Below are 11047 nucleotides of genomic sequence, written 5' to 3'. Positions count from 1 at the left end.
AACGGAGTTGTCCGGTCGGGCCGAGGCCCGATCTTTGTTCCAAACGACCAATGGCGGGCCCGGCAGTCCGCCATTGTTTCGGCAGGCGGCAGCTCTATCCGCCGGCGCCGTCGTCCATCATGGTGTTCGTCAGCGCTTCATACGCGCTGCTGCATGTCCGGGAATGCGGGCAATTCCTGACGATCAGCACAGGCGCCACTGTCAGGACCGCGGCGATCAAAACCCGCAGGCCGAGGCCTCGCACTGCAAATCCCTTGCCGAAAAGACCTCTGAACAGAAAATACAGGCCTTGTCCGAGGCAGGCTGTGGCGAGGATGTGCAGCAGCGGACCGGTCGCTCTGGCGAAGGGCGTCACATAGCCGTCCGGGAAGCCCACCATGCCGAGTTCGACGAACCAGTGCAAAGCGAGCAGCAAACTGAGCCCTGCCCAGGCCAGTGCCGCCACGCGAAGGAAGACGGGTTGCATGCCTTTACCCAAATTGGCGACCCCCCTTCGCCCACACTCGGCGCCATTCTTCGAGCAGCAAGCGGCTCAACCAGTGGTAACGAGGCTTGATCATCTCAACCTCTTATAGTTAATGCGCCCTTAACCTTCCCACCGATAGTCTGAGACCCGAATCTGCCGGAATGCGCCACGCACCCGGCGAGACCATGACAGACGGGGAAGAGCATGCGTTCAGGGGCTTCAGCACCGCTTGCGCTGGCCGATACGGGGCACGGCATCCAGGCGTTCGCGCGGCGTCAGGTCGGGCGGCTGGTCGGCGTCGGCCTGTTCGCGCTGGCCGCCTTTGGCGTTGCCAGCCTTGCCACCTGGAATGTCGCCGATCCGAGTTTTTCCCACGCGACGAACAACACCGTCACCAATGCCATGGGCTATGCGGGTGCCGTGTTCTCCGACCTGGCCATGCAGTTCTTCGGCCTCGCCGCCGTCGCGGCCCTGGTTCCGACGGTCATCTGGGGATTCCTGCTGTTTTCCGCGCGCGGTGTCGACAGGCTGCCCAAGCGCGGGCTGTCCTGGTTCGGCTTCGCGCTGCTGGCCGCGGCCATGGTCGGCTGCGTTGTGCCGCCCAAGACCTGGCCGCTGCCCACCGGCCTCGGCGGTGTGTTTGGCGACATGGTGCTGAAGATCCCCGGCGTCGTCATCGGCGGCTATCCGACCGGGCTGATCGCCAGCATCATCGCCATCCTGCTGGCCGCACCCGCGCTGTGGCTCTTTGCCCATGGTTCGGCGCTGATCGGTCGCAAGAACGGCTTCGCCGTGATGGAGGACGAGCCCGCCGCCGATCCGCGCGAGGACGACCTGTTGTTCGACAATGACGAGGACGAAGGCGACGAGGGTATCCTGGCGCTCGGCGCCATCACCCATTGGTGGCTGTCGCTGCGCGCGTGGATGCACCGCCGTGCCTTGCGCCGCAGGCAGGAGCGGGACGAGTACGAGCCGGAGATGGAGCAGCGCTCCACCGCCTGGCGGCGCGCCGCCGAACGGGTCGAATCGGCGGAGTTTGCCGAGCAGCGGATGAGCCAGGATGGCCGCGCCCGCGTCGAGCCCGAATTCTTCGCCGCCATGGTCAATGACCGCAGCGCCTCGCTCGACCCCGACGATGCCGACATCTTCGACGACCGCTTCGACAATCCAGGCGAGGATGCCGATTTCGACGATGAACCTGTCGTGCAACGCCGCGGCGCGCCGACCGCCAAGGTGCAGCCGTTCCGCTCCGACGCAGCCACCCGCGTCGAGGCGCCGGCGGCGCGCCCCGTGCCCGGCGCCCGCGTCCAGCGCGAGGCGCAGACATCGCTGATCGGCTCGGAAAAGTTCGAAATGCCGTCGCTGCACTTCCTCTCCGAACCGAAGAACGTGGTGCGCGACGCCAGCCTGTCCAAGGACGCGCTGGAACAGAACGCCCGCCTGCTCGAAGGCGTGCTGGAGGACTTCGGCGTCAAGGGCGAGATCATCGCCGTCCGTCCCGGTCCGGTGGTCACGCTCTATGAGCTCGAACCGGCGCCCGGCATCAAATCGTCACGCGTCATCGGCCTGTCCGACGACATTGCGCGCTCGATGAGCGCCATCGCCTGCCGCGTCGCCGTGGTGCCCGGCCGCAACGCCATCGGCATCGAACTGCCGAACGCCAAGCGCGAAACCGTCTATCTCAGAGAGATTCTGGCCAGCCGTGACTTCGAGACGACGAAGGCCAAGCTGGCGCTGGCGCTGGGCAAGACCATCAATGGCGAGGCGGTCATCGTCGACATTGCCAAGATGCCGCACGTGCTTGTCGCCGGCACCACCGGCTCGGGCAAGTCGGTCGCCATCAACACCATGATCCTGTCGCTTCTCTACCGGCTGAAGCCGGAAGAATGTCGGCTGATCATGATTGATCCGAAAATGCTGGAACTTTCGGTCTATGACGGCATCCCGCATCTGCTCACGCCCGTCGTCACCGATCCGAAGAAGGCCGTGGTGGCGCTGAAATGGACCGTGCGCGAGATGGAGGACCGCTACCGCAAGATGTCCAAGGTCGGCGTGCGCAACATCGACGGCTTCAACGCCCGCGTCAGCCAGGCGGACAAGAAGGGCGAGAAGATCTCGCGCACCGTGCAGACCGGCTTCGACCGCCAGACCGGCGAGGCGATCTACGAGACCGAGAACCTCGACCTCGAGCCGATGCCCTACATCGTCGTCATCATCGACGAGATGGCTGATCTGATGATGGTCGCCGGCAAGGACATCGAAGGTGCCGTGCAGCGCCTGGCGCAGATGGCGCGCGCCGCCGGCATCCATGTCATCATGGCAACGCAGCGGCCGTCGGTCGACGTCATCACCGGCACCATCAAAGCCAATTTCCCGACCCGCATCTCCTTCCAGGTGACGTCGAAGATCGACAGCCGCACCATTCTGGGCGAGCAGGGCGCCGAGCAGCTGCTCGGCATGGGCGACATGCTCTACATGGCCGGCGGCGGCCGCATCCAGCGCGTGCACGGCCCGTTCGTCGCCGATGAAGAGGTCGAGAAGATCGTCGCGCATCTGAAGCTGCAGGGCGTGCCGGAATATCTCGACGCCATCACCGAGGATGATGGCGAGGACGACGACGAGCCGTCGGGCAAGGGTGGGTCCGGTGGCGGCAACAGCAATTTCGAGGATTCCGACGATCCCTACGATCAGGCGGTCTCCGTGGTGCTGCGCGATGGCAAGGCCTCGACCAGCTATATCCAGCGCCGGCTGGGCATCGGCTATAACCGCGCCGCCTCGATCATCGAGAAGATGGAAAAGGAAGGTATCGTCGGCCCGGCCAACCATGCCGGCAAGCGCGAGATCCTGGTGCCGACCGAAGAGGACAAGTTCTGACCACAAAGCCTGACCCTTGTGACATCCCGGTCCGGCAACCTTGAACCTTTCAAGGCGTTGAAGCGACCAAGGGACGTCTGACCCGCCAAATTTCAGCCTAACTGGGGGTCCAAGCACAGAACAACTCAGGAATCAGATGAGAGTGACCGACATGAAAAACGATCTTTCAGCGCTCAGCACATTTGCTCCATCCCGGCGTCAGTTGCTGGGCCTCGGCCTGGCGTTTGCGGGGGCGGCAGCCTTCAACGCGGTGCCCGGCTTCCAGGTACTGGCTTCGGCGCAGGCGGCTGTGCCGACCGCTGCGCAGAAGATCGCCGACCACTTTTCCTCGGTCAAGTCGATGAGCGGCGAATTCGTGCAGTTCGGCCCCAAGGGCGAGCAGACCGGCGGCAAGTTCTTCCTCGAACGGCCAGGCAAGATCCGCTTCAACTACGACGGCTCTTCAAACTTCCGGGTGATTTCAGACGGCCAGTCGGTGGTCATCCTGAACAAGAGGCTCAACACGTCCGATCTCTATCCGCTGTCGAAGACACCCTTGAAGCTGCTGCTCGACAACAGGATCGATCTCTCCGGCGACCGCGTCAAAAGCGTCAAGCAGGAGGATGACCTCACCACCATCCAGCTCGCCGACAAATCGGTGTTCGGCAATTCGAAGATCACCATGATGTTCGATCCGAAAACCTTCGACTTGCGGCAGTGGACGATCACCGACGCGCAGGGCAAGGACACGACGGTGATGATCTTCAACACCAAGGAAGGCGTCAGCTTCGCGCCGGATACTTTCGCCATCGACTACACGGCGAACCGCGAGCTCAACACCAACAAGGCGCGCTAGGCCAATCGCACCAATAGCTGTGGAAAGCGCCGGGCCGCGCCTCGTCGGGCGTGGCCCGGCTTGTCTTTGCGGCTTGCGGCTGGCAGTTTTCCGGACTGACTCCGTCGAAAGGCGTCTTCCCCGCCAGGGCCCATCGGTTCTGGCCGGTCGCACGCTGTCCTGGATTGCCAATGCCCTTCTCCATCGCCACCTGGAACATCAACTCCGTTCGCCTGCGCATGCCGATCGTCGAGCGCCTGCTCGTCGAGCATGCGCCCGACGTGCTGTGCCTGCAGGAAACCAAGGTTCCCGACGAACTGTTTCCCGAAAAGGCTTTTCGCAAGCTCGGCTACGAGCACATCGCCTTCCATGGCCAGAAGGGCTACCACGGCGTCGCGACGGTGGCGCGGCGACCGATCGAGGTGGTCGAAAAGCGACGCTTTTGCGAAATCGAGGATAGCCGGCACCTCTCGGTGACGGTGCGGGCCGGCGGCAAGGCGATCCTGCTCCACAATTTCTACGTCCCGGCGGGCGGCGACGAACCGGATCCTGTCATCAACAGGAAGTTCAAGCACAAGCTCGACTTCGTCGCCGAGATGAATGCCATCCGGGCAGAACATGACGAGGTGTCCGGCTCGGTGCTGGTCGGCGACCTCAACATCGCCCCGCTCGAACATGACGTCTGGTCGCACAAGCAATTGCTCAACGTGGTCAGCCACACGCCGATCGAGACGGAAAATTTCGAGGCGATGCGCCGCGCCGGCGACTGGGTCGACCTGATGCGGCTCAACGTGCCGCATGAGCAGAAGCTCTACACCTGGTGGAGCTATCGCGCGCAGGATTGGGAGCTGTCCAATCGCGGCCGCCGTCTCGACCACGTCTGGTCGTCGCCAAACCTGGTGCCCAGCTTTTCCGGCTACGAGATCCTGCGTCCGGCGCGCGGCTGGGAGCGCCCGTCGGACCATGTGCCTGTCATCGCGCGGTTCGATCTGGACTAGAGCATTTCACCGTTTCATGGAAACGGCGAGCTGCTCTAACTCTTTGTAGACCCAATTCTAGACGGAAAACCGCTTCACACTTTTCCTAGAATTGCTCAAGTCTGGTCGAAAATGCCCGCGTGCGGCAGTCAGTCGGCAGAGGTGGAGTCGGCTGGATCCACCCACGGACGGCCCAATCGTGTCACCATCGCCGCGTACCCAACGGCACCTGCCGCCCAAAGGAAGATGCCAAGCTCTTTGACGACGTCTTCGGCGATGGCTGCCGCAGAACCAGGGGTGGGAAACAGATCCCCGATCTGGTCGATGGATGCCGACAGCGCGAGCAGGAAGCCTGCGGCCACAAAGACGATCGTGCCGTCGAATGTCTTCCGTCGCAGCCGAAAGAACCAGAACAACCCGGTGGCGGCGTAGACAATCATCGCAACGATCTCTGGTATCGCAACAATGGGGAGCACGTCCTCATGGATCAACAACAGGTCATCGAGCCCCAGGAACAGGGTAAGGCCGCCGAGAAACGTGCAATCCCATCGATGCGTGAGCAGGCCAGCAAACAGGGTCACCGCGCCGGAGCCGATCCACAGTGAAGCACCCAGGGACGAAATCCACCCTGTATAGAAGCCGACTTCGGCGACCGCAGATGGATCTCGATAAAAGATCCAAGCGTCCAGACCACGAATCTGCGCAACGAACAGAGCGGCTAAGAGCATCGCGACGTTAATCGCCGTCGCCGCCAGTATGACCAAGCGCCAGGCTATCGTCCATTCGCCGCCATGCTTGGTGTTCAGCGCGTTGTTCTCTGGCATTTGCTATTCTCATTGAGGACTGAGAGGAACTCCATTGGAACCAAAATGCGACAGCCGCCAGATCTGCCGCCGAGACTCCGCCTGCATGTGCCGGTGGTCACCAGGGTTGCAGCGCTTCGCCCCACCGAACCCATTGTACCATGGCGTCGATGTTCAGGTGAGGCTGGCCTGCAAATGGCCGACCTCAATCTCAACGCGCTTCGAAGCGCGACCAAATGAATTCAAGTTCAAACGGCGCGCTTCAAGTCTTCATGCACGTCGTTGTCGCGAAATTGCTGGGCTGACAGTTTGCGAGATCCGGCAGATGGGGATGGTCGCGGCGGCGCGTCGCCAGCATGCGTTGCGCCGCTTCGATGATTGTCGGCGCAGGCACATTGGCGACCAGACCGGTCGGACTGGCATGGCGGGATTCGATCACGTCCACGCAGTTCGAAAGCGGCCTCCAACGGGCCATGTTGGCGCCGCCACTGAGGATAACCATCGGCGTCATCACGGTTGCCATGAGATGTGCGGTACCGCCTTCGGCGCCGATGTAAAGATCGGCAAACTCGCCGAGCGCCAGCAAGATGTCACCGATATCGACACCTTCGATCGCGGCGGAATCGACAAGCCGCAGCTTCGGCACGCGCTGAGCCAGTTCAGCCATATCGGGACCATCGCCTGGGGTTTTCACATAGAGAAGGTTCGCCCCGTCGGCGATCAGGCTGTCGGCGATCGCGGCAACCTGATCCGCCGACATGCGCTTGCTGGCGCTGCCGTGCGCAGCGATAATGATCAACGGAGCATGCTTGCCGTCCGCAAGGCTCCTGGCCGCCGCTCGCGCGGCCGGGCCCGGCTCCAGCCGATGATCGAAAGGCAGCCGCTTGCCGGCAAGGCGTTCGATGAGGCGGTGGTAGCGCCAGGCATTGTGCCCGGGTCGTGCTTCAGGCCTTTGGCCCAGGCGCCAGGAAAGGGCGAAAGCCGGAAAGTTTGCCTCATAGGCGATGCCGCGGCCGAGCAGTGATGCCGAGGCTTGAAGCAGCCAACGCGCCGAGATGCGGAAATCGACAACGGCCAATCGCCCCTCGCCCTTGCGGTGATCGGCGACCAGGCGCGCCAGCGGCGTGCGCACATTGATCGCATCGACCAAATGGCCGGCATGGCGATTGAGGCTATGTTCAAGGGACGACGACCGGGTGGTTCCGTAGACGATGAAACTATCGGGGAATGCCGTTCTGGCGGCGCGCAAAGCCGGAATCCGGATCAATCCGTCGCCGAACGCGTCATTGCGGGAATACAAGATAATCGTCTCGTACCGCCCTGACGGCATGGCTCGCTCCCCCCAGGAGCCTGGTGGTGATGGCGCCTGCTGTGCCGGCCGCCTTCGGGGTGCTTTAGGATTTCACCTCGGGCCTGTCAACGGACCCTTGCCCCTGGATCCGGGCGTCCGGATGAACGAGCCATTAGCGATTGCCGCTCCGGCCGCAGTGCGCCACGATCAGTTCATCGCGGCCAATGTCGTTGAAAAGCGCTGCCGCGCTTCCGCCTTTGGCCGCGAAACAACAGCTTCGCAGGCGGGCAGCCTTCAGCCGGAGAAGCGCGGCGCCAGTTCCTCGATGCGGCGGATCATCGCCTGAAATTCCTCCGAGATGCGCTGGTGGAGCTTGACCGCGATCTCGGGATATTCCTCCAGGATACGGCGGAACATCTTGCGGCTGAGACGCATCACTTCCGAATCGATCTCGGCCGAGGCGCTGGTCAACCGGTTGGTGTCGGCGATCAACGCCAGTTCGCTCAGGATCGTGCCGGGGCCTGCCGTGCCAATCGGAATGCGTTCACCACCCTGCTCCCGGTAGAGCACGATGCGCCCACTGACGACGATATAGGCGGAATCGGCCTCGTCGTCCTCGCGATAAAGCTTGTGGTTGGCAATCAGCCTGGTGTTCTCGGCGCCAAAGGCGAGCAGGCGCAATTGTTCCTGCGTGAAGCCCTCGAAGAGCCTCACGGCGGACAGGACGCGGATGTCGTCATCCAGCGCCATCTAGCTATGTCCCCGAACCGACAGTCCGACTCCTCCTCTGCGAGTTCGATCCAAACCACCCTCCAACTGGATCGTACCCGAAAGCGGCCCCGCCCGACCGCTCATTGGATAATGAAATGTTTAAGGAACCAGCTTGTAGCCGCCGCTTTCTGTCACAAGAATTTCCGCATTGGAAGGATCGCGCTCGATCTTCTGGCGCAGCCGGTAGACATGGGTTTCCAGCGTGTGTGTGGTGACGCCGGAATTGTAGCCCCATACTTCCTCGAGCAGCACGTCGCGCGTCACCACCTTCTGGTCGGCGCGATAAAGATATTTGATGATCGAGGCTTCCTTCTCCGTCAGCCGGACCTTGCCGCCGCGCGGGTCGAGCAGCAGTTTCTGGCTGGGCTTGAAAGTATAGGGCCCGACCGAGAAGGTGGCATCCTCGCTCTGCTCATGCTGGCGCAGCTGCGCCCGAATGCGTGCCAGCAGCACGGCAAAGCGGAACGGCTTCGTCACATAGTCGTTGGCGCCGGCCTCGAGACCAAGAATCGTATCCGAATCGGTGTCGTGGCCGGTCAGCATGATGATGGGCGCCTTGTAGCCGCCCTTGCGCAGGATCTTCACCGCTTCGCGGCCATCCATGTCGGGCAGTCCGACGTCCATGATGAGCAGATCGATGAGGCCGCCGCGCGCTGCGGCGACACCTTTTGCCGCAGTCGATTCCTGTAGCACGTCGAATTCCTCGTAAAGGGATAATTGCTCGACCAGTGTGCCGCGCAGGTCGTCATCGTCGTCGACGATCAGTATGGTGCGTGAAGTCATGGATCAATCCGTTGTTTTGAAAAGAAAATTCAGTTGACCGCTGCCTGTTTATGCGGAAGCTGATCGGCGCAACAGCCGTTCACAGTGATTTGTTCCGTGGCACGATCATACAAGAAAAAACACGATCGCAATGCAGCCGGCGCAATTTTGCGAAAAGGGCTGCGTGTGCTGACCGTGCGGGCGAGGCCTGGGCATCCAAGCCAGGGCCTGCTGCAGGCCGGGAAAACGGTGTTTGCCTGTGCGTTGGGGCGCGGTGGCATCTCGGCCGGCAAGCGCGAAGGCGATGGCGCCACGCCGCTGGCCGCGATGCGGATCCTGTCGGGGTATTTCCGGGGAGATCAGTTCTCCAGCGGCCGCAGGACCCGTCTGGCGATGACGCCGATCGGGCCCGATCTGGGCTGGTGCGAAGTGCCCGACGACCGCAACTACAACAGGCCGGTCAAGATACCCTATGGCGCCAGCCACGAACGCATGCGGCGCGACGACCGGCTCTACGACGCCTGCCTTGTGCTCGACTGGAACCTGTCGCCGCGCCGGCGCGGGCGCGGCAGCGCCATCTTCTTCCATCTGGCGCGCCCCGGCTTCACGCCGACGCAAGGCTGTGTGGCTGTCACGGCGCAAACCATGGCGCGGCTGCTGCCGCTGCTGTCGGACCGGACGGTGGTGAGGGTGGTGAGATAGTAGGGCAGTAGGCAGTAGGGGAGTAGGGGAGTAGGGGAGTAGGGAGTAGGGAGTAGGCAGTAGGCAGTAGGCAGTAGGCAGTAGGCAGTAGGCAGTAGGCAGTAGGCAGTAGGCAGTAGGCAGTAGGCAGTAGGCTACCTGTCGGCGCTGACTTAAATTTTCCTCTACTGCCTATTTCCTACTGCCTATTCCCTGACCTTCGCGGTCTCTGCCAGCCGATGTCGAGCAGGCCCAGCCGGCCAAGCTCCCTGTCCATTGCGCGAGCGACGTCACGGCGCTCGCCGCCGATATCGCGCAGTTGGCGATCGGAGAGATCCTCGACGTTCTGGTAGGCAATGTCGCGGCCGGCGAGGCGTATCGCGGCCCGGGCGTGACGCAGCCAGTCGAGAGTTTCGCCCAGCCAGGCCGGGCGAGGTGTCGATGAATTCAAAACGATGATGGACATGGTGTGCTCCGTTCTCCCCGGATATCAAATCCGGCTTGATGATGTTTCGATGGATGGATGATGCCAGATTGAAATCTCTGCGAGAAACGAGTAGTTTTCTCTGGATCATCAAGTTTTATTTGAGGATAGGATGGCTCGTCTTCTGCCCGGGACTCGTGCCTTGAGGACACTGGAAGCAGCGGCCCGGCACCTCAATTTCACCCGTGCCGCCGACGAGCTCGGCCTGACGCCGGCCGCCGTCAGCCATCAGATCAAGGAAATCGAGGATCAACTCGGGCTGGTGCTGTTCACACGCACCAGCCGCACGATCCGGCTCACCGAGGCGGGAACGGTGCTGTTCGACGCCTCGGCCGACGCACTCGACCTGCTTGGCCGGGCCGTTTCGCGGGCGCAAAAGCTGGCGCGCGGCACCGCCCTTTTGAAGGTGACGCTCGACGCGCAGTTCGCGTCAAAATGGCTGATGCGACGCGTCGACGATTTTCGCAAGCATCACCCCGATATCGAATTGCGATTCGACATTGCCTATGAAGTGCGGGATTTCGAACTCGATGACATCGATGTCGGCATCCGTTTCGGCGCCGGCAAATATCCCGGTCTTCGCACCCACCGGCTGTTCGACAACATCCTCATTCCGGTGTGCAGCCCGAGCCTCTTGACGTCCGGTCCGCCGCTGCGTGAGCCGCGCGACCTCTTCAACCACACGCTTGCGCATATCGAATGGTCTCGGCAAGGCGTGACGTGGCCGAACTGGCGGATGTGGATGGCGGCGGCCGGCATCACTGATTTCGACGACAGCCGGACCGTCGTGTTCGGCAACTCCACGGATGCCGTCCAGGCAGCGCTCGACGGCAATGCCGTTGCGCTCGCCGATTTCGCCATGGTGGCGAACGACCTTTCCCAGGGCAGGCTGGTGCAGCCTTTCGAACTCGGCCTGCGGGTGGCGCCCGAGTTCGCCTACTTCCTGGTCTATCCCGAAAATACCGCCGACGATCCACGCATCGTCGGCTTTCGCGAATGGATGCTCGAGGAAGTCGCCAAGACGCGGACCTCGGACAAAGGGCAGTAGGCAGTAGGGCAGTAGGGCAGTAGGCAGTAGGGCAGTAGGGCAGTAGGGCAGTAGGGCAGTAGGGCAGTAGGGCAGT

Annotated in this window: 11 protein-coding genes; 5 read left to right on the top strand and 6 right to left on the bottom strand. The window is 62.5% G+C overall.

Annotated elements, in window-relative coordinates; genetic code table 11:
* Positions 1-94 precede the first annotated feature (94 nt).
* Complete coding sequence (locus EN749_RS21010) at positions 95-466, bottom strand: hypothetical protein (RefSeq protein WP_127319580.1); 372 nt, start codon at positions 464-466, stop codon at positions 95-97.
* A 204-nt stretch (positions 467-670) separates the two neighbouring features.
* On the opposite strand from EN749_RS21010, the gene EN749_RS21005 reads away from it, so the two are divergent.
* From EN749_RS21005 to EN749_RS20995, 3 genes are all read left to right on the top strand, one after another.
* On the top strand, positions 671-3340 hold the full coding sequence (locus EN749_RS21005; protein ID WP_128363881.1) for a DNA translocase FtsK: 2670 nt from the start codon (positions 671-673) through the stop codon (positions 3338-3340).
* A gap of 151 nt (positions 3341-3491) precedes the next feature.
* Positions 3492-4175 (top strand): outer membrane lipoprotein carrier protein LolA, encoded by a 684-nt coding sequence (locus tag EN749_RS21000; RefSeq protein ID WP_127267333.1) that lies wholly within the window; start codon positions 3492-3494, stop codon positions 4173-4175.
* 170 nt (positions 4176-4345) lie between these two features.
* Positions 4346-5152, top strand: a complete 807-nt coding sequence (locus EN749_RS20995) for an exodeoxyribonuclease III (protein ID WP_127267331.1) — start codon at positions 4346-4348, stop codon at positions 5150-5152.
* Between the two features lie 128 nt (positions 5153-5280).
* Here EN749_RS20995 and EN749_RS20990 read toward each other — a convergent pair whose 3' ends face one another.
* The 4 genes from EN749_RS20990 to EN749_RS20975 form a co-directional block, all read right to left on the bottom strand.
* Positions 5281-5955 carry a hypothetical protein gene (locus EN749_RS20990; RefSeq protein ID WP_128288543.1) on the bottom strand — a complete coding sequence of 225 codons (675 nt, stop codon included), beginning with the start codon at positions 5953-5955 and terminating at the stop codon, positions 5281-5283.
* 241 nt (positions 5956-6196) lie between these two features.
* Positions 6197-7234 carry a glycosyltransferase family 9 protein gene (locus tag EN749_RS20985; RefSeq protein ID WP_189367624.1) on the bottom strand — a complete coding sequence of 346 codons (1038 nt, stop codon included), beginning with the start codon at positions 7232-7234 and terminating at the stop codon, positions 6197-6199.
* Between the two features lie 285 nt (positions 7235-7519).
* A complete protein-coding gene (locus tag EN749_RS20980; protein WP_023811239.1) occupies positions 7520-7975 on the bottom strand; it encodes a cyclic nucleotide-binding domain-containing protein in 456 nt (151 codons plus the stop codon).
* Positions 7976-8095: 120 nt separating this feature from the next.
* Positions 8096-8779, bottom strand: coding sequence for a response regulator transcription factor (locus EN749_RS20975; RefSeq protein WP_013528898.1), 684 nt, complete (start codon positions 8777-8779; stop codon positions 8096-8098).
* 144 nt (positions 8780-8923) lie between these two features.
* On the opposite strand from EN749_RS20975, the gene EN749_RS20970 reads away from it, so the two are divergent.
* Positions 8924-9460 (top strand): L,D-transpeptidase, encoded by a 537-nt coding sequence (locus EN749_RS20970; RefSeq protein WP_174800339.1) that lies wholly within the window; start codon positions 8924-8926, stop codon positions 9458-9460.
* A gap of 178 nt (positions 9461-9638) precedes the next feature.
* On the opposite strand, the gene EN749_RS20965 is transcribed toward EN749_RS20970, so the two are convergent.
* Positions 9639-9905, bottom strand: a complete 267-nt coding sequence (locus tag EN749_RS20965; protein ID WP_128363880.1) for a hypothetical protein — start codon at positions 9903-9905, stop codon at positions 9639-9641.
* Positions 9906-10035: 130 nt separating this feature from the next.
* Between EN749_RS20965 and gcvA the strand changes: the two genes are divergently transcribed.
* Positions 10036-10971 carry a transcriptional regulator GcvA gene (gene gcvA / locus EN749_RS20960; protein ID WP_128363879.1) on the top strand — a complete coding sequence of 312 codons (936 nt, stop codon included), beginning with the start codon at positions 10036-10038 and terminating at the stop codon, positions 10969-10971.
* Positions 10972-11047: the final 76 nt, after the last annotated feature.

Source organism: Mesorhizobium sp. M7A.F.Ca.ET.027.02.1.1, from assembly GCF_004022985.1.
Taxonomy (GTDB): Bacteria; Pseudomonadota; Alphaproteobacteria; order Rhizobiales; family Rhizobiaceae; genus Mesorhizobium.
The sequence above is the reverse complement of the archived record's forward strand: the minus strand, read 5'-3'. Positions and strand labels throughout refer to the sequence as shown.

Bases quoted from the DNA above. Each gene is read 5' to 3' on its own strand.
- EN749_RS21010 (WP_127319580.1), bottom strand. From the start codon at position 466: ATGCAACCCGTCTTCCTTCGCGTGGCGGCACTGGCCTGGGCAGGGCTC.
- EN749_RS21005 (WP_128363881.1), top strand. From the start codon at position 671: ATGCGTTCAGGGGCTTCAGCACCGCTTGCGCTGGCCGATACGGGGCAC.
- EN749_RS21000 (WP_127267333.1), top strand. From the start codon at position 3,492: ATGAAAAACGATCTTTCAGCGCTCAGCACATTTGCTCCATCCCGGCGT.
- EN749_RS20995 (WP_127267331.1), top strand. From the start codon at position 4,346: ATGCCCTTCTCCATCGCCACCTGGAACATCAACTCCGTTCGCCTGCGC.
- EN749_RS20990 (WP_128288543.1), bottom strand. From the start codon at position 5,955: ATGCCAGAGAACAACGCGCTGAACACCAAGCATGGCGGCGAATGGACG.
- EN749_RS20980 (WP_023811239.1), bottom strand. From the start codon at position 7,975: ATGGCGCTGGATGACGACATCCGCGTCCTGTCCGCCGTGAGGCTCTTC.
- EN749_RS20975 (WP_013528898.1), bottom strand. From the start codon at position 8,779: ATGACTTCACGCACCATACTGATCGTCGACGACGATGACGACCTGCGC.
- EN749_RS20965 (WP_128363880.1), bottom strand. From the start codon at position 9,905: ATGTCCATCATCGTTTTGAATTCATCGACACCTCGCCCGGCCTGGCTG.
- gcvA (WP_128363879.1), top strand. From the start codon at position 10,036: ATGGCTCGTCTTCTGCCCGGGACTCGTGCCTTGAGGACACTGGAAGCA.